The 20,510-nt window shown below is 63.6% G+C and carries 19 protein-coding genes; 8 read left to right on the plus strand and 11 right to left on the minus strand.

The annotated features are described in order from the left end of the window. The first annotated feature begins 214 nt into the window (after positions 1–214). A complete protein-coding gene (locus ABLE86_RS02580) occupies positions 215–418 on the plus strand; it encodes a hypothetical protein (RefSeq protein WP_348777340.1) in 204 nt (67 codons plus the stop codon). Positions 419–586: 168 nt separating this feature from the next. Here ABLE86_RS02580 and ABLE86_RS02585 read toward each other — a convergent pair whose 3' ends face one another. After that, positions 587–1,465 (minus strand): dienelactone hydrolase family protein, encoded by an 879-nt coding sequence (locus ABLE86_RS02585; RefSeq protein WP_348777341.1) that lies wholly within the window; start codon positions 1,463–1,465, stop codon positions 587–589. Between the two features lie 230 nt (positions 1,466–1,695). Between ABLE86_RS02585 and ABLE86_RS02590 the strand changes: the two genes are divergently transcribed. From ABLE86_RS02590 to ABLE86_RS02605, 4 genes are all read left to right on the plus strand, one after another. Then, positions 1,696–1,989 (plus strand): hypothetical protein, encoded by a 294-nt coding sequence (locus ABLE86_RS02590; protein WP_348777342.1) that lies wholly within the window; start codon positions 1,696–1,698, stop codon positions 1,987–1,989. Positions 1,990–1,999: 10 nt separating this feature from the next. Beyond that, positions 2,000–2,437 carry a hypothetical protein gene (locus ABLE86_RS02595; RefSeq protein WP_348777343.1) on the plus strand — a complete coding sequence of 146 codons (438 nt, stop codon included), beginning with the start codon at positions 2,000–2,002 and terminating at the stop codon, positions 2,435–2,437. A 117-nt stretch (positions 2,438–2,554) separates the two neighbouring features. After that, positions 2,555–5,065: a UvrD-helicase domain-containing protein gene (locus tag ABLE86_RS02600; RefSeq protein ID WP_348777344.1), complete on the plus strand. Its 2,511-nt coding sequence runs from the start codon at positions 2,555–2,557 to the stop codon at positions 5,063–5,065. 26 nt (positions 5,066–5,091) lie between these two features. Beyond that, positions 5,092–6,075, plus strand: coding sequence for a DUF2806 domain-containing protein (locus ABLE86_RS02605; protein ID WP_348777345.1), 984 nt, complete (start codon positions 5,092–5,094; stop codon positions 6,073–6,075). Between the two features lie 99 nt (positions 6,076–6,174). On the opposite strand, the gene ABLE86_RS02610 is transcribed toward ABLE86_RS02605, so the two are convergent. The 3 genes from ABLE86_RS02610 to ABLE86_RS02620 all read right to left on the minus strand — a co-directional run bounded on the left by ABLE86_RS02610 (position 6,175) and on the right by ABLE86_RS02620 (position 7,726). Then, positions 6,175–6,456, minus strand: coding sequence for a hypothetical protein (locus tag ABLE86_RS02610; RefSeq protein WP_348777346.1), 282 nt, complete (start codon positions 6,454–6,456; stop codon positions 6,175–6,177). A gap of 92 nt (positions 6,457–6,548) precedes the next feature. Beyond that, positions 6,549–7,184: a DapH/DapD/GlmU-related protein gene (locus ABLE86_RS02615; protein WP_348777347.1), complete on the minus strand. Its 636-nt coding sequence runs from the start codon at positions 7,182–7,184 to the stop codon at positions 6,549–6,551. 56 nt (positions 7,185–7,240) lie between these two features. Further along, a complete protein-coding gene (locus ABLE86_RS02620; protein WP_348777348.1) occupies positions 7,241–7,726 on the minus strand; it encodes a CreA family protein in 486 nt (161 codons plus the stop codon). A 201-nt stretch (positions 7,727–7,927) separates the two neighbouring features. Here ABLE86_RS02620 and ABLE86_RS02625 point away from each other — a divergent pair, with 201 nt between their 5' ends. From ABLE86_RS02625 to ABLE86_RS02635, 3 genes are all read left to right on the plus strand, one after another. Then, positions 7,928–8,506, plus strand: a complete 579-nt coding sequence (locus ABLE86_RS02625) for an SCO family protein (protein ID WP_348777349.1) — start codon at positions 7,928–7,930, stop codon at positions 8,504–8,506. Between the two features lie 50 nt (positions 8,507–8,556). Continuing rightward, complete coding sequence (locus tag ABLE86_RS02630; protein ID WP_348777350.1) at positions 8,557–9,429, plus strand: 50S ribosomal protein L11 methyltransferase; 873 nt, start codon at positions 8,557–8,559, stop codon at positions 9,427–9,429. 125 nt (positions 9,430–9,554) lie between these two features. Next, a complete protein-coding gene (locus tag ABLE86_RS02635) occupies positions 9,555–11,384 on the plus strand; it encodes an aminopeptidase P family protein (RefSeq protein ID WP_348777351.1) in 1,830 nt (609 codons plus the stop codon). A gap of 32 nt (positions 11,385–11,416) precedes the next feature. Here ABLE86_RS02635 and ABLE86_RS02640 read toward each other — a convergent pair whose 3' ends face one another. The 7 genes from ABLE86_RS02640 to ftsZ form a co-directional block, all read right to left on the minus strand. After that, positions 11,417–11,713 carry an AzlD family protein gene (locus ABLE86_RS02640; protein WP_348777352.1) on the minus strand — a complete coding sequence of 99 codons (297 nt, stop codon included), beginning with the start codon at positions 11,711–11,713 and terminating at the stop codon, positions 11,417–11,419. Continuing rightward, on the minus strand, positions 11,710–12,447 hold the full coding sequence (locus ABLE86_RS02645; protein ID WP_348777353.1) for an AzlC family ABC transporter permease: 738 nt from the start codon (positions 12,445–12,447) through the stop codon (positions 11,710–11,712). The genes ABLE86_RS02640 and ABLE86_RS02645 overlap by 4 nt, the downstream gene beginning before the upstream one ends. A 94-nt stretch (positions 12,448–12,541) precedes the next feature. Then, on the minus strand, positions 12,542–14,695 hold the full coding sequence (gene ligA, locus ABLE86_RS02650) for an NAD-dependent DNA ligase LigA (protein ID WP_348777354.1): 2,154 nt from the start codon (positions 14,693–14,695) through the stop codon (positions 12,542–12,544). A 126-nt stretch (positions 14,696–14,821) separates the two neighbouring features. Beyond that, complete coding sequence (gene recN / locus ABLE86_RS02655) at positions 14,822–16,504, minus strand: DNA repair protein RecN (protein ID WP_348777355.1); 1,683 nt, start codon at positions 16,502–16,504, stop codon at positions 14,822–14,824. A gap of 15 nt (positions 16,505–16,519) precedes the next feature. Next, on the minus strand, positions 16,520–17,386 hold the full coding sequence (locus ABLE86_RS02660) for an outer membrane protein assembly factor BamD (RefSeq protein ID WP_348777356.1): 867 nt from the start codon (positions 17,384–17,386) through the stop codon (positions 16,520–16,522). 172 nt (positions 17,387–17,558) lie between these two features. Continuing rightward, a complete protein-coding gene (gene lpxC / locus ABLE86_RS02665; RefSeq protein WP_348777357.1) occupies positions 17,559–18,491 on the minus strand; it encodes a UDP-3-O-acyl-N-acetylglucosamine deacetylase in 933 nt (310 codons plus the stop codon). 294 nt (positions 18,492–18,785) lie between these two features. Then, entirely contained in the window at positions 18,786–20,480 is a 1,695-nt protein-coding gene (ftsZ, locus tag ABLE86_RS02670; protein WP_348777358.1) for a cell division protein FtsZ, read from the minus strand. Positions 20,481–20,510: the final 30 nt, after the last annotated feature.

Below are 20,510 nucleotides of genomic sequence, written 5' to 3' on the forward strand. Positions count from 1 at the left end.
GCGATGCCTGCCGCGACGGCGCATTTGCGCTGAACAAGCGCGGGAAATCGCGCCAATCGTTAAAATTTTAACGGAGAGTGACACATTAACCTTAAGGGTTTTTGCACAGTTTGAGCCAAGGGGCGGATTGATCCCACCCGCGTGGCGGGCACAATCCCGACGATTCGACTCAACGACCGGAACGGTGGCGGGCGGCAACGTTCGGAGAATTTGCATGAAGATTGACGTGGCGCAGCTCTCCAGCCGCCTTGCATCCGACCACTCGATAAGTGACTACGATTTCTGGCGCGCGTTGAAGACAATAAACAACGAGCTCTATCGCATTGAACGTCTTCAGCTTCCTATCCCGATGAAGATGATCTATGCCCGCGCCATCATTACATCTGCAAGAAACCAGCGACGCCGCAAGGTAAACTGAATATGTGCTTGCGCCGCCTGCAAAGCGCATGCGCCTCCGCAAGCCCTCCCCCTCCCGAAAAATCTGTTTTTGAAGCGAGCCCCGCCCGAGAGAATCAGGCCGCGCTCGCCCGCTTCGCGTTAACCAAGCAGGCGTGCTGGCGTTAACGAAGGTTGAGAGGCTTGCGCCTCACTCCGCAAGCTTTTCCTTGAGGAAGGCAATCGTGCGCCCCCATGCGAGATCGGCCGCCGCCTTGTTGTAGCGCGCTTCGGAGGTGTCGTTGTTGAAGGCATGCTGGGCGCCCTCATAGACGTAGATCGTGAACTTCTTTCCCTGCGACTCCAGCGCTTCCTTGTAGGGCTCGATGCCGGCGTTGATGCGCTCGTCCATGCCGGCATAGTGCAGCAATAGCGGCGCATGGATATTCGCCACGTCCTCGGTTTTGGGCTGGCGGCCGTAATAGGCCACCGCCGCGTCGAGGTCCGGCGCGTTCACCGCCAGATCGTTGACCACGCCGCCGCCCCAGCAGAAGCCCACCGCGCCAACCTTGCCGTTGCCGCCGTCGATTTGCTTCAGATAGGCCACGGTGGCCAGCCCGTCCGCGACGGTCTGGTCGGGCGCGAGCCGGGAAAACATATCGCGCGCCTTGTCCTCGTCCGACGGCGTGCCGCCAAGCGGCGAAAGGAAGTCGGGCGCCAGCGCGATAAAACCTTCCAGCGCGATGCGCCGCGCCACGTCGCGTATGTGCGGGTTCAGGCCCCGGTTCTCGTGGATGACGATGACCGTGCCGAGATTGCCGCCTGCGGCAGCCGGGCGCACCAGATAGCCCTTCATTTCGCCCTTGGAGCCCGGATAGGTGATGTCCTGGCCCTTCACCCGCGCATCGTCCTCCGCAACGATCGCCGCCTGTGCAGCATTTGCAGCCAGCAGCGGCGCGATCGCGGCGGCTGCCGCGCCGGAGCCCGCCAGCTTCGTCAGCTTCTCCATGAAGCCGCGTCGGTCGAGCGTCAGATGCGTGTATTCGTCATAGGCGTCGATCATTGCCTGCGTAATGGCCGGTCTGTTCATCGCTTCCTCCTGCCTCCCGTTCCATCGAGCAAATATGCGAGCGACCGGCATGGTCCAGCCTCATCAAATTTTCGTCAATCGGTGTCAGCCCGGCGGCATCGCCACATCTCAGGGACAAGGCTTCTATTGCGGGCTCGCCATCTGGCGAACCAGCGCGTGTTTCCACAGCCGCTGTCGGCACAGCCTGATCGTGCCGGAACAGACGACAACGTCAACGAAGGAGAAGTGCAATGACCTTCAGGACCTTGCTGTCAGCAAGCGCCTTGGCAGCCGGCGCAGCATTCATGGCATTTCCCACCTACGGCTTCGCCGCCAACTCTACCGCCGCCCAGATAGTCCCCGTGGCAGCTACAACGAGCCCGAGCGGCCAGCAGCATCAGCCGCGCAAGATGGGCTTCCGGCAACGCGTGCACGAATGCAAGGCCGAGTGGAAGGCCGACAAGGCATCCGGCAAGATATCGGGCAACGAAACCTGGAAGAAATACTGGAAGAACTGCAACATTCGGCTGAATACCAGCCAGTGAGGCCGCAACCATGAACGCACAGGAAATCATAGTCGCGGTTTCGAACCAAAGCGGCCTCGACCAGGCCAGGGCGGAAATGGCCGTTGGCACCATATTGTCGATGTTCGAGCACGAGGCGGGCGAAGAGCGCGTCGCAGGGCTCTTTGCCGCCGTTCCCGGCGCGGAAGACCTGGCGCATAGCTACGACGTCATGGCCGCCGCACAATCCGGCGGCGAAAGCGGCGGGCTTCTGGGTTCCATTACCTCGGCGATTGGCGGGCTTCTGGGCGAAAAGGCCGGCGCTCTGGTGAACGGCATCGCGCAGCTCCGCGCCAGCGGGCTCGACGCCGACCAGATCAAGCAAGCCGGACAGACCCTGTTCCAGAAGGCCGAACAAGCCGCCGGTCCGGATACGATCAAGCAGATCGTCGACTCCATTCCCGGGCTGAAGAGCCAGATCGGGCTCTGATCCCGCCCCCTCCTCGCTTGCACGCGGAAGTGCCGGCCCCGGCCTTCCGCGTCAACCATGGGCACAAAACGGCAACATCGCTGGCCTTTCGGCCCCGAATCACTACATTCGGTGGAAATGTCAGATTTTCCCGACGACATCCCCTTCTTCGATGAGCCCGGTGCGCCCGCCCCGCGCCCTTCCGGCGCGTCTGCGCCCGGCGGCATTGCCGCGCGCGCCATGGCCGCGCGCCAGGCATCCGCGCCCGATTATCTGAACGGACTCAACGCCGAACAGCGGCTGGCGGTCGAAACCACCGAGGGCCCGGTTCTGGTGCTGGCCGGTGCCGGCACCGGCAAGACGCGCGTGCTCACCACCCGCATCGCGCACATCCTCGCCACCGGCCGCGCCTTCCCCTCGCAGATCCTGGCCGTGACCTTCACCAACAAGGCGGCGCGCGAGATGAAGCAGCGCATCGGCCTGCTGGTCGGCGAAGCCATTGAAGGCATGCCCTGGCTGGGCACCTTCCACTCAATCGGGGTCAAGATGCTGCGCCGCCATGCCGAGCTTGCCGGCCTGCGCTCCGACTTCACCATCCTAGACACCGACGACGTCATCCGCCTCATCAAGCAGCTCATTCAGGCCGAGGGGCTGGACGACAAGCGCTGGCCGCCGCGCCAGTTCGCCATGATGATCGACGCCTGGAAGAACAAGGGCCTCGGTCCCGCCGAAATTCCCGAGGGCGACGCCCGCTCCTTCGCCAACGGCAAGGGCCGCGAACTCTACAAGGCCTATCAGGAGCGGCTGCAGACGCTGAACGCCTGCGACTTCGGCGACCTGCTCTGTCACCCGATCCGCATCTTCCGCGCGCATCCGGATGTGCTGAAGGAATATCACCGGCGGTTCAAATACATCCTCGTCGACGAGTACCAGGACACCAACACCGCGCAATATATGTGGCTGCGCCTGCTGGCGCAGGAAACCGGCGCCCCGGGCAAGAAGAACGTCTGCTGCGTCGGCGATGACGACCAGTCGATCTATGGCTGGCGCGGCGCGGAGGTGGACAACATCCTGCGCTTCGACAAGGATTTTCCCGGCGCTGTCGTCATCCGGCTGGAGCGCAACTACCGCTCCACCGCCCATATCCTCGGTGCTGCCTCGCACCTCATCGCCAACAACGAAGGGCGCCTCGGCAAGACGCTGTTCACCGACCTCGCCGACCCCGACGACTCCAAGGTGAACGTCCACGCCGCATGGGACTCGGAAGAGGAAGCCCGTGCCATCGGCGAGGAGATCGAGCAGCTCCAACGCAAGGGCCATGCGCTGAACGACATGGCCATCCTCGTGCGTGCCTCCTTCCAGATGCGCGAGTTCGAAGACCGTTTCGTCACGCTCGGTCTCAACTACCGCGTCGTCGGCGGCCCGCGCTTCTACGAGCGGCAGGAAATCCGCGACGCCATGGCCTATTTCCGCGTCGTGGCGCAACCGGCCGACGACCTCGCTTTCGAGCGTATCGTCAACGTGCCCAAGCGCGGGCTGGGCGAAGCCGCAATCCGCCAGATCCACGACACGGCGCGCGCGCTGCGCATCCCCATGCTGGAAGCCGCGGGCAATCTTGCCGAAAGCGACGAGCTGAAGCCCAAGCCGCGTGCGGCCTTGCGCGAGGTCGCCGCCAATTTCGAGCGCTGGCAGAAGGCACTCGACAACACGCCGCACACCGAGCTTGCCGAGATCATCCTCGAGGAGAGCGGCTACACCGACATGTGGAAGAACGACCGCTCGGCCGAGGCGCCGGGTCGGCTCGAAAACCTCAAGGAACTCATCCGCTCTATGGAGGAGTACGAGTCGCTGCGCTCGTTCCTGGAGCATGTCGCGCTGGTCATGGACAGCGAGCAGAACGAGGATCTCGACGCCGTCACCATCATGACGCTCCACTCGGCCAAGGGCCTGGAGTTCGAGACGGTGTTCCTGCCCGGCTGGGAGGAAGGCCTGTTCCCGCACCAGCGCTCGCTGGACGAAGGCGGCCGCTCCGGGCTGGAGGAAGAGCGCCGGCTCGCCTATGTCGGCCTCACCCGCGCCAAGAGAAACCTGCACATCTGGTTCGTCTCCAACCGCCGCATCCACGGCCTGTGGCAGTCGACCATCCCCTCGCGCTTCCTCGACGAGCTGCCGGAGGCGCATGTGGAGGTGGCCGAGGCTGGGGACAGCTATGGCGGCTACGGCAGTGGCTATGGCGGCCGGCAGAACCCCTATGGCGCCTCGCGCTTCGACAGCATCGGCACGGATCAGAAATCCTTCTCCAACACCTATTCAACGCCCGGCTGGCAGCGTGCGCAGGCCAACCGCAAGGAGGCGACCGACCGCAACTGGGGCTCGCGCTCCGGCCACCATGTCGAGCGCATCGGTTATGGCGAGACGGATTCCGGCTATGGCGCCGGCCGTGGCTCGGTGAAAGGCCGCACCATCGAGGGCGAACTCGTCGCCAAGTCGGTTGCCGACGCCCCCTCGCCCTTCAAGGTCGGCGACCGCGTGTTCCACCAGAAATTCGGCAACGGCAACATCGCGGCCATCGAAGGCAACAAGCTCACCATCGACTTCGACAAGGCGGGCCAGAAGCGGGTGATCGATAGTTTTGTGACGGCAGTGTGAGGGCTAAGACCACTGGGGGGGATAGCATGGAACACGAAGAGCCGAGTTCAAACTCGGCGATGTCATGGTTAAACCAGCTGACCGTAGGCGGAGGAGTGCCTCAGGTAATACTTGGACCAGCTGGGAAGGCAATTAGCCGACTTGTAGCTGGGGTGACAGACATACCTGCCGCTTGGTTAGAATCCAAGGCTCAAAAAATAAAAGACGATACTGCAGCGCGCAGCACGATAAGTGGTGCTGTAGCGTCCGCTGCCAGCAATCAAGCAGCGTTGGATCCAATGATTGTTGATCGAAGCCTGCATCGATGGCTAGGAGAACAATATCGAAGGCAGGAAAATAGGGAGGCCGTAGCTCGCAAAACGGTCGAAATTCTCGAAGAGATGCTCGAAGAGGCGCCAGAGACGGAGTATTCATCTCCGAACGACGACTGGATGAATATATTCGAAAGGCATGCAGAGAATGCAAGTTCTGACGAATTTAGAATTCTATGGTCAAGGGTACTGGCTGGAGAAATTCGAAACAAAGGAGCGTTTTCGCTTTCTACGCTGCAATTTATTTCCGTCCTAGACAAAGAGACAGCAGATCTTATAAACAAAATTCTGCCGTTTTGTATTGAAAATTTTATTATCCCAATAGATGCTTCAAAAGATGAATTGCTTATTGGAGAATTCATTACACTGGAAGAAGCCGGATTCCTCACAACAGCAAATAGCCAGCTTTCAATACAACGGACACCTGATGAAAATGGCTACGTCTTTTTTGGAATGGGAAAATATAACTTGGTCGTCGAGACTACACAAAAAATCTTTGTTTTGAATTCCTACAAATTAACAAAGTGCGGGACACAGCTAGCAAAAATAATCCCGACCAATTATGAAAAAGAAAAGATAGCAGAATCACTAATTAAGTCAGGACCTGAAAAGGTACACATAGGGCACATTACAATTGATCAAAACGGAGATCAAATAGTCAAAATTACAAAAACAATTACAAAGAAAATTGATCCTTAGAACAATTTATAATTCACAAGTCGCATACAAAGAAATTTTAGTCTCCTTCAGGAGCCGCGCGTTTGACGCCATCTTTCGCCTCTGGCGGCCGGCCCCACCTCAGCCCAGAAGCTGCTTCAGCCGCTCCGCCGCCCCGGCAGCCAGATCGGCATAGCGCTCCTCCAGTTCCTCGGCGGCCTTGACCACATCGGGATCGTAGTCGTTGAACTCGAGGGCCCGTACCAGCTGTTCGACGAACTGCACCTGCTCTTCCAACGCCTCGAACAACGCCCTGACCTGGTCGGCGGCGATGTCGGGATCGGCCAGCATCTTCGGCACTTCCTTGTCCATCTCGGAGCAGGTTTCCGCCTGCTTGCGGAGGATTTCGAGCCAATCTGCCATCACGTTTCCTTCCGGTTGGCAAAATGCACCTCGCCCGCCCGAGGCGTCAACCCGGCGGTGGGGACTTTACGCCCTCAGCGCCGTATTCGCACTTAGAGCGGGCGGCCTTCCCAGCGGTCCAGAAACGCCTCGATTGTCATGGCCTGCATGTCGGGAATCGCATCGGCCAGCCGGTCCAGCGGCCAGTCCCACCAGGCCAGCGCCTCGATGCGGGCGATGGTCTCGGGCGCAAAGCGCAGCCGCTTGCTGCGCGCCGGCACGCCGGCCACGATCTCGTAGGCGCCGACGTCGCGCGTCACCACCGCATTGGCGCCGATCACCGCGCCGTTGCCGATCGTAACGCCGGGCAGGATGACCGCGCCATGGCCGACCCACACATCATGGCCGATGGTTACCGCCTTGGCCTGCCGGCGTGCCCGAAAATCCTGGTCGACGCCGAGATAGCGGAAATACTCGTTGGGCCGATAGCTCACCTTGTGCGTGGTGATGCGCTCGATCGGGTGCTCCAGAGCATTGATGCGGGTGTTGGCGGCGATGGAGCAGAACTTGCCTATGGTGGTGTAGGTCGCCTCGGCGTGGCGCTCGAAATAGGTGAAGTCGCCCACCATCACTTCACGCAGGATCACCCGTTCGCCAATGGCCGCATAGCGGCCGAGGCGGCAGGATTTCAGCTCGGCCGTGGGGTGGATGCGCGGCTCGGCATCCTTGAAGCGAAGTGCGGGGTCCATGGCCCGGCTTTACGCCGCCGCGCAGCGCCCGGCAAGCCGCCGGCGCGGCCCCGCGCCTATTTCGGCTTGCCGTCGGTCCAGGTCACGTTCTGGCCGTAGAGCGGCACGGTGGTGACGGCCATCTTGGCCGAGCCGTTCTGCACCTGCCGCGAATGCGAAAGATAGATCAGCGTGTCGTTCTTCTTGTCGTAGATGCGGTTCACCACCTGCTTCTTCCAGATCAGGCTGATGCCCTGCTTGAAGACCTCCTCACCCTTCGAGCTCAGGTCGATCTTGCCGATGGTGATAGGCCCGGTCTGGTGGCAGGAGATGGCCGAGTCGGAAGGGTTCTCGAACCAGTTGCCCTTCTGCAGCCGGTCCACGATGCCGCGATCGAAATAGGAGAAGTGGCAGGTCACGCCCTCGATCTTGGGGTCTTGCACCGCCTGCACGATGATATCGTTGCCCAGCCAGTCGACCCCGACCCTGCCGACTTCCTCGGCAAGCGCCGGTGCTGCCGCACCAAGCAAAAGAGCTGCTGCACCGATTGCCGCTGCACGCATGGAGACCTCCTGAGAAATCAAACCGTTCGCAACAATTGGGTGCGCCCGGTCGTGCTTGCAAGCTCTGGCCCGCCCAGGTGTGCTCGCCAGCGGCATCATGGCCCCTTTTGCATGCGCGTTCCCGCCACTATCTTGTCAGTCACATGGCGCAGCCCGAGGCGGCTTAGCCTTCCGAACGCTGGACGAGGGAAACAGCTAGTCATGATGCGCTCCATTCTGGTCGGTATCCTGGTTCTCATGGCCGCTGGCGTGGGCTGGCTGACCTTCGACTGGTACCAGGCCCGCAATGGCGGCCATGCCTATGGGGCTGCGTTCACACTTGTCGACCAGAAGGGCCAGCCGATCACCGAAGCGGCTTTCCGCGGCCACCCCTCGGCGGTGTTCTTCGGCTTCACCCATTGCCCCGAAGTCTGCCCGACGACACTGTTCGAACTGGACGGCTGGCTGAAGCAGATCGGCGACGAAGGCAAGGACATCAGGGCATATTTCGTCACGGTCGACCCCGAGCGCGACACGCCCGAGATGATGAACGCCTATGTCAGCAACGTGTCGGATCGCATCACCGGCATCACCGGCGACCCCGATAAGGTGGCCGCCATGGCCAAGTCGTTCCATATCTATTCGCGCAAGGTGCCGCTGGACGGCGGCGACTACACCATGGACCACACCGCTTCGGTGCTGCTGCTGGATCGCAAGGGCGACTTCTTCGGCACCATCGCCTATGGCGAAAGCGGGGATACGGCCGTGGCAAAGCTGAAACGCCTTGCGGGCAAGGGCTGAAACGTCCACAAGCGCGGGCACAATTCGCCCTCTTTCTGATTGTGAGCGCCATGAGCCAGACACGCCTTTACCTCACGGCCGGGCGCAGCGATGCAGACCGCATCTTCGCCGCCCTGGAAACCGAATTCGAGGCCGAGGGCTTTCCCATCGCTGTCATGGAAATAGACGAGGATCGCGACATCCACGAAGTGTCGCTCTACACCGACGGCGACGTTGACGAGACCCAACAGCGCATTCGCGAAGTGCTGGCATCGCTCTCGCTGGACAGGCAGATCGAGCGCGAGACGCTGCCCGATGTCGACTGGGTGGCAAAGTCGCTGGAAGGCCTGAAGCCGGTGCGGGCGGGCGGCTTCGTGGTGCACGGCTCGCATGACCGCGACGAGCCTCGCGAAGGCGAGATGGCCATCGAGATCGAGGCCGGCCTTGCCTTCGGTACCGGCCATCACGGCACCACCTCGGGCTGCCTCGAAATGCTGGAACAGGTCGTCCGGCAGGAAAAGCCGCGCAATGCGCTCGACCTGGGCACGGGCAGCGCCGTGCTGGCCATCGCCGTCGCAAAGCTCGCGCATATTCCGGTGCTGGCCACCGACATCGACCCGGTGGCCACCGATGTCGCCGCCGACAATGTGCGGCTCAACGGCGCGTCGGACTATGTCGAGACCGAAACCGCGACCGGTTTCGACCATCCCGTCTTTGCAGCGCGGGGCCCCTTCGATCTTGTCATAGCCAATATTCTGGCAGGCCCGCTCATCGAGCTTGCCCCTTCAATGGTGCAGCACGTGGCTCCGGGCGGTTCCATCATCCTTTCGGGCATTCTGGAAAGGCAGGGTGACGCCGTGCTCGCCGCCTATACAAACCAGGGTTTTCGCCACATCCGCACCTTGCTGCGCGAGGGCTGGGTGACGCTCCACCTCAAGCGCTGAGCAAAGCCGGACATGGGTGGGCCGACCCGAGGCATCGGATATGCCTGAAACCGAATTCCCCTTTCGGGCTCGATGCTCTAGTTTGACGCCACGCTAGACACCTGCAGCAGGAAGGCACCGCGCCCATGTTCCAGACCTTCGATTCGGCCAGCGACCCGTCCACCGCCGCAGCCCGCGTGGCCAAATTGCGCGAATGGCTGGCCGCGCGCGAGCTCGATGGCTTCATCGTCCCGCGCGCCGACCAGCATCAGGGCGAATATGTCGCGCCCGGTTCGGAGCGCCTGCGCTGGCTGACAGGCTTCAGCGGCTCCGCCGGCGTCGCGATCATTCTTGCCGACCGCGCCTTCATCTTCGTCGATGGCCGTTACCAGCTCCAGGTGCGCGAGCAGGTCGACCTCGGCATCTTCGCCATCGAAAGCCTGATCGAAAATCCGCCGCCTGCCTGGATTCGCCAAAATCTCGGCAAGGGCGCGGAGATCGGCTTCGATCCCTGGCTGCACACGATCGGCGAAGTGAGCGCATTGAAAAAGGCGGCCGCCAAGACCGGCGCGACCCTTGTGCCGCTGGCCGACAACCCCATCGACGAGATCTGGACCGATCAACCCGCCGAGCCGCTGGCCGAGGTCGAAATCCATCCCATCGCCTTTGCCGGCGAACTGGCGAAGGACAAGCTCGCCCGGCTCGCAGCCGCGATCGCCAGGGAAGGCGCCACCCATTGCGTGCTGACGGACCCGTCATCGATCGCCTGGGCCTTCAACATCCGCGGCGCCGACGTGCCGCACACGCCGCTGGCGCTCGGCTTCGCCATACTGGCCGCAGACGGCAAGCATCGCCTGTTCATGGACGGCCGCAAGCTCTCCCGCAAGGTCGAGGCCTATCTAACCCAACTCTCGGAACTGCGCGCCCCCGATGCGCTCGAGGCCGAGGTGATCGAGCTGGCCCGCTCCGGCGCCAGGATCGCACTCGATCCGGTGCTTGCGGCCGACAAGCTGCGTGCCCTGGTCGAAGAGAACGGCGGCACGGTCGTTCTGGAGCCGGACCCGGCCCGCCTGCCCCGCGCCACCAAGAACCAGGCCGAAATCCAGGGTGCGCGCGCCGCGCACCGGCGCGATGGTGCCGCCGTTGCGAAGCTCCTGTGCTGGCTCGACGCGCAGAAGCCCGGCACGCTGGACGAGATCAAGGCGGTCACCCAGCTTGAGGAGATGCGGCGCAGCGTCGGCGAGGAAACGCAGATGCCGCTGCGCGACGTTTCCTTCGACACCATCTCCGGCGCCGGCCCGAACGGCGCGATCATGCACTATCGCGTCTCGCACGCCACCAATCGCCCCTTGCGCGAAGGCGAGCTTTTCCTGCTCGATTCCGGCGCGCAATATCAGGACGGCACCACCGACATCACCCGCACCGTGGCCGTGGGCAAGCCCACCGAGGAAATGCGCGAGCGCTTTACTCTTGTGCTCAAGGGTATGATAGCGATTTCGACGCTGCGCTTTCCGGCCGGCACGCGCGGCTGCGACATCGATGCCTTTGCACGCATAGCCCTGTGGCAGCGGGGGCTGGACTTCGCCCATGGCACCGGCCACGGCGTGGGCTCCTATCTGGCCGTGCATGAAGGGCCCCAGCGTATCGCCAAGACCGGCACCGAGAAGCTGCTCGAAGGCATGATCCTGTCCAACGAGCCGGGCTACTACAAGGAAGGCCATTACGGCATCCGCATCGAAAACCTCATCATCGTCACGCCAGCCGAGCGGCCGGAGGGCGGCGACCTGGCCGTCCACGGCTTCGAGACGCTGACGCTGGCGCCTATCGACCGGCGGCTGGTGCGGCCCGACCTGCTTTCGCCAGCCGAACTGGAGTGGCTCAATGCCTACCACGCCCGCGTTCTCGCCGAGATCGGACCGATGGTGGATGGCGAAACGCTGAAGTGGCTGGAACAGGCGACCGCGCCGATCGCCTGATCGCCTACAAACAGCTTCTTGAGGAGCGTGGCTCAGCCGGCGAGGTGCCGCATGGCGATCAGCACTGTGGCACCGGCAAGAAACATGGTCATCAGCCCGCCGCGCAGCGAGACGATCGCCGCCACCGCAAGGGCTGCCAGCTCAGCCGGACCGGCCGAAAGGGCGGCCGGCGCCACAAGCGTGGTCAACACTGCCGCCGGAACTGCGTTGAGCCCGGCCTCGACGCGCGGGTGGATGCGCTCGAAGCGCGAGATGACCAGATGCCCGCCAATGCGCGTCAGGTAGGTCGCGATGGCGCCCGCGACGATGATCCACAGCGTGGTGCTCATATCGTCGCCTCCGCCGTCTCGACAGCGTCGCCCTGCCGCACCGGCAACGCGGCCGCAAGCAGCACGCCCGCCAGCGCACCGAGGGACACATGCCAGGGCGAACCCACCGTCTTGTAGGCGATCATCGAGGCTACGGCACTGGCAATGACGATGGGCAGCCAGCGCGGGCGCTTGCGGAAGCTCATGACGAGCCCGAGGAAATAAATCGGCAGCAGGAAGTCGAGACCGATGGCGTGGGGATCGGGAATAAGCCGCCCGAACAGCGCGCCGAGCGCGCTCTCGGCGACCCAGAACACATAGATTGGCACCGCCATGCCCATGTACCAGGCGAAGCTGACGTCTTCGCCGTTCTCGCCTTTGCGCTCGGCTTCGGCATATTGCGGATCGACGAGGAAGAAGTAGCCGATGGCCTGGTTCAACAGCGGCCAGTGGTCGATGTGCTTGCCCACCGCTGCCGAATAGAGAACGTGGCGGAAATTGACCGCGAAGATCGACAGCACCACCAGCCATGGCGCGACCTGGTGGCCGAACAGTTCGATACCGACGAGCTGGCTCGCGCCGCCATAGATGGTCGCGCTCATCAGCGTGGCCTCGGCGACGCTGAAGCCGTTATCCACGGCCAGCGCCCCGAACAGGATGGCAAAGGGCGCGGACGCGACCACCACCGGTATGCTTAACCGCGCGCCGCGCCAGAAAGCGCCGGATTGGGGCTGCGAAACTGCTTCTACCGACATGGGGCCATTCCTCGCGAAGGCCCTATGTATGGAGCGCGGGCACGTCTGTCATATCAAAATGGTTGAGCCAACCATCAGCGAAACTGAAACGGGCTCACCCCTTCGCCACCCGCTCGAACCAGGCATCCTCGTCGATGACCTCGATGCCAAGTTCGGTGGCCTGCTTCAGCTTGGAGCCCGCGCCCGGCCCCGCCACCACCAAATCGGTTTTCTTGGAGACGGATCCCGCAACCTTGGCGCCAAGCTTCTCGGCCATGGCCTTGGCTTCGTCGCGCGACATCTTCTCCAGCGCGCCGGTAAACACCACCGTCTTGCCGGCGACCGGAGACGAAACCTCCCCTACCGGCTGCTCATCCAGCGGCGTGACTTCCTTCAGCAGCGCGTCCAGCACCTCGCGGTTGTGCTCCTCGGCGAAGAACTCGACCACTGCTTCGGCGACGACATTGCCGATGCCGCTGATGCCGTTCAGCTCCTGCCAAGCGGCATTGCCCGGGTCGCCCTTGCCCGTCGGCACCAAGGCATTTTCCGCGGCCGCGCGCAGGACCGAGAAATTCAGGAAATGCCGCGCCAGCCGCTTGGCGTTGGTTTCGCCGACATGGCGGATGCCGAGCCCGAACAGGAAGCGCGAAAACTCGACCTGCCGCTTGTCGTCGATGGCGGCAAACAGCTTGCGCACGGAGACTGTGCCAAAGCCTTCGATGTTCTCCAGCTTGGTCAGCGACCTCTCCTGCCGCGCCTTCAGCGTGAAGATGTCGGCAGGAGAACGGATGCGTAGCGCCGGGTCCTCGGCATTGAAGAAGAACTCGATCTGCTTCTCGCCAAGCCCTTCAATGTCCAGCGCGTTGCGCGATACGAAGTGGCGCAGCCGTTCCACGGCCTGGGCCGGGCAGATGAGGCCGCCGGTGCATCGCCGCACGGCCTCGCCCTCCTCTCGCACCGCATGGCTGTTGCAAGCCGGACAGCGGTCGGGGAAGACGTAGGGCACGGCATCGGCCGGGCGCTTTTCAAGGACCACGTCCAGAATTTGCGGGATGACATCGCCGGCGCGCTGCACCAGCACCGTATCGCCAATGCGGATGTCGCGGCCCTCGCGGATCGGCTGGCCGTTGTTGCCGATGCCGCGGATATAGTCCTCGTTGTGCAGCGTGGCGTTGGTGACCACCACGCCGCCGACGGTGACCGGATGCAAACGCGCCACGGGCGTAAGCGCGCCGGTGCGGCCCACCTGGATATCGATATCGGTCAGAACCGTAGTCGCCTTCTCGGCGGGGAACTTGTGCGCCGTCGCCCAGCGCGGGCTGCGCGAGCGGAAACCGAGCCGCTCCTGCAGGTCGAGCCGGTCGACCTTGTAGACCACGCCGTCTATGTCGTAGGGCAGCTCTGCACGCTCCGCCTCGATGGCGCGGTAGTGCTCCATTATCTCCTCGACCGACCGGCAACGCACCATCAGGTCGTTGACCGGAAAGCCCCAGTCGGCGAAGCGCTGCACGACTTCATACTGGGTTTCGCCGAGCGGCTCGCTGGTCTCGCCCCAGGCATAGGCAAAGAACTTGAGCGGGCGCGAACGCGTGACCGCCGGATCCTTCTGCCTGAGGCTGCCGGCTGCCGAATTGCGCGGATTGGCGAAGACCTGTCCGGTTTCAGCCATGCGCTGGTTGAGCGCGAAGAAGTCGTCGCGGCGCATGTAGACCTCGCCGCGCACCTCGATCAGGTCGGGCGCATCCGCCGGCAGATGCTGCGGGATCTCTCCGATGGTGCGGATGTTGGCGGTGACGTTTTCGCCGGTGGTGCCATCGCCGCGCGTGGCCGCCGTCACCAGCCGCCGGTTCTCATAGCGCAGCGACATTGAAAGGCCGTCGATCTTGGGCTCGGCCGTGAAGACCAGCTCCCGGTCGGCCGGATAGGCCAGAAAGCGGCGGACGCTGCCGATGAAGTCGACGACATCCTCGTCGGTGAAGAGGTTGTCCAGCGAAAGCATCGGCCGCAGATGAACCACGGGCGCAAAGGCCCCCGTCGGCTCGGCGCCGATTCTCATCGAAGGCGAATCCGCCCGCACCAGTTCCGGGAAATGCGACTCGATCGCCGCGTTGCGCAGACGCAGCGCATCATAGGCGGCGTCCGAGATCGTCGGCTTATCCTCGGCGTAATAGCTCCGGTCGTGCTCGGCGATCTCTGCGGCAAGGCGCGCGAGTTCGGCCGCGGCTTCCGCCTCGGTCAGTTGTTCGACGGGTTTCATTGTCTCCGACATGATGTGCGAATCCGGCTTTCAGGACGGCCGATACCCTAACCTATGAAGCATGAGCGTGGCAGCCGCTTTTCACGGCTCGGCACAATGACGCGGACCATGCTGACAAACTGCAAGCGCGCGGCAGCTTCAGGAAGCTGCGGCGGCCTCGGCGTTTTCGCGCAGCAGCCTTTCGGCCGCGGCACGCGCCTCGTCGGTGATTGTTGCGCCCGCCAGCATGCGGGCGATTTCTTCCTGCCGTGCGTCGCGGTTCATCGCCGCGATGCTGGTGGAAACCTGCTCGCTGCTGCCGGATTTCGCGATCAGGAAATGGGTGTGCGCCCGCGCTGCCACCTGCGGCGCATGGGTGACCGAAAGCACCTGCACACGGCTTGCCAGCCGCGCGAGGCGCTGGCCGATGGCGTCGGCAACGGCACCACCGACGCCTGTGTCGATCTCGTCGAAAACCAGCGTCGGCGCGGAGCCGCGGTCGGCCAGCGCCACCTTCAGCGCCAGCAGGAAGCGAGACAGCTCGCCGCCGGACGCAATCTTCATCATCGGCCCGGGCTTGGTGCCCGGATTGGTGCGAACCCAGAACTCGATCTGGTCGATGCCCTCTTGCTGCCGATTGTCGGGCTCCGCGCTCATCTCGACGATGAACTCGGCCCGCTCCAGCTTCAGCGCCGGCAGCTCGGCCATCACCGCATCGCGCAAGCCGAGCGCGGCCGTCTTGCGCAGCTCCGACAGATGAGCGGCCACGCGGTCATAGGCCTCGCGGGCGGCCACTGCCTGCTTCTCCAGCGCCTGCAGGCGATCTTCGCCCGCGTCGAGGTCGGCAAGGTCGGCCGCCATCGTGTCGCGCAGCCTGGCGAGGTCATCGACCTGGACATTGTGCTTGCGGGAGGCCGCTCGTAACGCGAACAGCCGCTCCTCGGCCTTCTCCAGCCGCTGGGGGTCGAATTCGGTGGCGCGCAGCGCCGCGTCCACGCCCGATTGCGCGGCGTCCAGCGACAGCATGGCCTCATCCAGTGACGTGACAACGTCATCGAGAAGACCGGGCACCTCGGCAGCCTTGCGCTGAAGGCGACGAAGCAGGCTGGCAAGCTGCGGCAATGGCGAATTGGAGCCGGACAGCACGTCCTGCGCATCCTGGATATCGCTGGCGATCTTCTCTGCCCGCATCATGGCCGTGCGCACTTCCGCAAGCTCGGCCTCCTCGCCCACCTGCGGGTCGAGCTGCGACAGCTCGGCAACAGCCGCACGCAGATAGTCGGCCTCGCGCGCGGCGGCCTCGACACGGGCACGGTGACGGGAAAGTTCCTGCTCGCAGTCGCGCCAGCGCCGCCAGGCTTCTGCACAGGCGCGCACCTCGCCGAGATGTCCACCGAAGGAATCGAGCACATCGCGGTGCGCCCCGGCATCCACCAGCGCGCGATCGTCGTGCTGGCCGTGGATTTCCACCAGCGCACGACCGATGTCGCGCATCAGCGTCACGCTGGAAGGCTGGTCGTTGACGAAGACACGCGTGCGCCCGTCTGCCGTCTGCACACGGCGCAGAATGATGTCGCCGTCGTCGTCGAGCGCGTTGTCGATGAGGATCTGCCTGGCGGGATGATTGCGCGGCACATCGAAAACCGCGGAAACCTGCCCTTGCGTGGCGCCGTGGCGCACAAGCGATGCGTCGCCGCGCGCACCAAGCGCGAGCGACAGCGCGTCGAGAAGGATGGACTTGCCCGCGCCGGTCTCGCCTGTCAGCACCGACAGGCCGGACGCAAAATCGATGTCCAGCTTCTGGATCAGGACAATATCGCGGATCGAAAGCCTTGAGAGCATCTCGCCCCGCTGCGATCAGGCGCCGGTAATGAACTTTCCGGCCTTGGAAAGCCAAGAGCCGGCATTCTCACGCGGCTCCAGCCCGCCGGACTGCAGAAGCTTGTAGGAGTCCTTGTACCACTGGCTTTGCGGGTAGTTCTGCCCCAGCACGGCAGCCGCGGTCTGCGCCTCGGAGGTCAGGCCCATCGCGTAGTAGCTCTCGGTCAGGCGCGCGAGGGCTTCCTCGATCTGCCGCGTGTTGGAATAGTTCTCGACCACGAAGCGGAAGCGCTTGATGGCGGCGATGTACTCGCGCCGCTCAAGATAGTAGCGGCCGACCTGCATCTCCTTGCCGGCGAGCTGATCGCGCGCGACGCGGATCTTTTCCTTGGCGTCATCAACATATTCGGAATCGGGCCAGCGGGTAACCACTTCCTGCATCGCCTCGATGGCGCGGCGCGACTCCTTCTGGTCCTGCGTCACGTCGCGGATCTGGCGGAAATAGCTGAGGCCGATAATGTACTGGGCGTAGGCCGCGTCGGGGCTCGACGGGTAGAGCGCAAGATAGCGCTTTGCCGCGTTGACGGCGTCGTCATAGTTGCCCTGGCGATAGTTCGCGAAGGCACCCATGACCATCGATTTGCGGGCATACTCCGAATAGGGATGCTGGCGATCGACGGCGTCGAACTTGCGGCTGGCTTCCTTCAGGCGGCCGGCATTCAAATTGGCAAGGCCTTGATTGTAAAGCACATCGGCCGGCTCGGTCTGGTCGACATAGGTCGACAGGTCGATGTCCTTCTCCGACGACATGCAGGCAGAAAGAAGAAGCGGCGCCGAAATCAGCGAAAGCGCCAGAAGGGCAGCGCGCGTCGGCTTCGACTGTGCAGCTCGCTCAAAAACCATGGTCTGATTCTGCCCCTCTCGGCGTAACTATACTCAATAGCCCCGCAGTCATAGATCACAACTGCCCCTGAACGGCAACGCTATCGCCGGTCAATCGTGCATTTTTGTGGCAGCTTGCAAGCCAGCGCGCATCGAGATGCCGGGCCAGGTCGCCACCAGCCACACAGGGCCCTCAAACCACCCAGGGCGCGTAAACAGGAGCGTTGATCGCGATCATTTCTGCCGACCGGCCGCGCTCGCGCCGGCTCGCCTCGACAATTTCAAACGCCGAGTGATCCGACAGCAGGTGCCGCAGCGCGGCGGCGTTCAGGCGGTGGCCACCACGATAGGAACGGAAACAGCCGATGAAACGGGCGCCGGCGAGCGCCAGGTCGCCCATGGCATCGAGCGTCTTGTGACGGACGAACTCGTCGGGATAGCGCAGGCCTTCCATATTGATGACCCGGCCGTCGTCGCCGATCACCACGGAATTCTCCAGCGATGAGCCAAGCGCATAGCCGGCGGCCCACAGGCGCTCGACGTCCTTCATGAAGCCGAAGGTGCGCGCGCGGGCGATCTCGTTACGGAACACTTCGGCGCTCATATCGGCCGCAAAGGACTGACGGCCGATGGCCGCGCTCTCGAAGTCGATTTCGACCTCGAAGCGAGTTCCCGAATGCGGACGGAATTCCGCCCAGGAGGCACCCGATTCGATGCGCACGGGCTTTAGAATGCGGATGTATCGGCGCTTGGCCGAAAGCGTCTCGACGCCAGCCTGCTCGATCGCCTCGACGAATCGGATGGCGCTGCCGTCCAGGATCGGCACCTCGCGGCCGTCGATCTCGATAACCAGATTGTCGATGCCGAGGCCGGACAGCGCACCCATGATGTGCTCGACAGTGCCGACATGCACGCCCGCGGGATCGCCCAGCAGCGTGCACAAGTCGGTGGACCCGACCTCGGAGGACAGAGCTCGCAGTTCGCGCCCGTTCTCACCAATCACATGGAAGACGATTCCGGTGTCCCCATCGGCGGGCAGGAAGTGCAGGGAAACCGGCTTGCCGCTATGAACGCCAACGCCCGAAAGCATGGCGCGCGACTTCAGCGTCGTTTGATAGTCGTACAAGTAAATATCCCCTTGCGCCCGTTTGGCCTAAGGCCCCAAACCAGCCCTAGGGAGCACGGCTCTCGCTTCGGTCGGCTGGCAGGAAACTTCACCACAGCCAGTGTGCCGACTCCGTCATCGGGGCGAAGATAGTGGCCCCGGTGTGAGACGCCAAATCACGGTTTTTAACTCCGTGTAACGGCAGTCGAGCCACATCAGCACACGCACAACTATCTGTTTTAATTCTGCTTTCAAGACAAACGGGCAGGCACTCATGTGCCCGCCCGCTCAAAGCCGTTACATGGCGGTACCGGATCAGTTTGCCTGGCGGCGCAGGAACGCCGGGATTTCCAGCTGATCCTCTTCATGGTGAGTCCGTGCCTGGGGAGCCAGGCGGCCCTGGTCGTCCAGCTGGCCGCGGCGCGGAGCGTAGAGCTGCGCGTCCTGGCGGCGCGCCTCAGGCGCGGGCTGGCGAAGCTTCGGCTCGCGCGGCTGGGCCGGCTGAAGGCGTGCCGGCTCTTCCTCACGGCGGGTCAGACCATTGGTCAGGCGCTTCAGCAGGCCCATAGGCCCACGGTCCTCATGCTGCTCGGCAGGGCGAGCCTTGGCCTGCACCTCGGCCTGTACCATCGGCGGGAAGTCCTCGACGCGCGGCATCCGCGGCTGGGCGGCAACCGGCTGGGGCATTTCGCGCGGCTGCAACGGAGCCGGCGCAGGCTGCGGAGCCATCATCGGCTGCGGCTGCTGCATGACCGGCTGCGGCTGCATGGCCTGCGGAGGAGCCTGGAACAGCTTGCTCTGCGGGCGGAATTCCTCGCCACCAGCGACCGGGACCTGACGCGGCGCCGCCATGGCGGCTGCGGCAGCGTTCGCCTCGGCCAAGCGGATAGCGTCGGCCACCGGATCGGCAGCGCGAGGCTCAAGGCGCGGCGCCTCCTGCACCGGCGCCATGGCAACCGGGCGCGCTTCAGGCATGCCTGCGGGGCGTGCGGCCGGCTTCACGGGAGCGCGGATAGCGATGGGCGCAGTCGCCATGTCGGCGGCCGACTTGTCGATGCCGGTCGCAACCACGGAGACGCGGATGACGCCTTCGAGTTCCTCGTCGAAGGTGGCGCCCAGGATGATGTTGGCGTCCGGATCCACTTCCTCGCGAATACGGGTAGCCGCCTCGTCGACCTCGAACAGGGTCAGGTCGCGGCCGCCAGTGATGGAGATCAGCAGGCCCCTCGCGCCCTTCATCGAGGTTTCGTCAAGCAGCGGGTTGGCGATCGCGGCCTCGGCGGCAGCCATGGCACGGCCCTCGCCCGAAGCCTCGCCGGTGCCCATCATGGCCTTGCCCATCTCGCGCATCACCGAACGAACGTCGGCGAAGTCGAGGTTGATCAGGCCTTCCTTGACCATCAGGTCGGTGATGCAGGCAACGCCGGAGTAGAGCACCTGGTCGGCCATCGCGAAGGCGTCGGCGAAGGTGGTCTTGTCGTTGGCGAGGCGGAACAGGTTCTGGTTCGGAATGACGATCAGGGTATCGACGCACTTCTGCAGTTCCTCGATGCCCAGGTCGGCCGTCTTCATGCGGCGCTGGCCTTCGAAGTGGAAAGGCTTGGTGACGACGCCAACGGTGAGGATGCCCTTTTCACGGGCGGCGCGGGCAACGACGGGGGCTGCACCCGTGCCGGTTCCGCCGCCCATTCCGGCGGTGACGAAGCACATGTGCGTGTTGGACAGGTAGTCGACGATCTCGTCGATGCATTCCTCGGCGGCGGCGCGACCGACCTCAGGCTGCGAGCCGGCACCCAGGCCCTCTGTGATGTTCGCGCCGAGCTGGATCAGTTGCTCAGCCTTGGACGTGGCCAGGGCCTGTGCGTCGGTGTTCGCCACCACGAATTCCACGCCGCGAAGACCCGCCGTGATCATGTTGTTCACGGCGTTGCCACCGCCGCCGCCCACACCGAACACGGTGATGCGTGGCTTGAGCTCGGTAATGTCCGGCTTTTTCAGATTGATCGTCATTGTCCTCGTCCTTTTGCCTTTCCCGCCGCT

Source organism: Mesorhizobium sp. KR2-14, from assembly GCF_040049255.1.
GTDB lineage: Bacteria > Pseudomonadota > Alphaproteobacteria > Rhizobiales > Rhizobiaceae > Pseudaminobacter.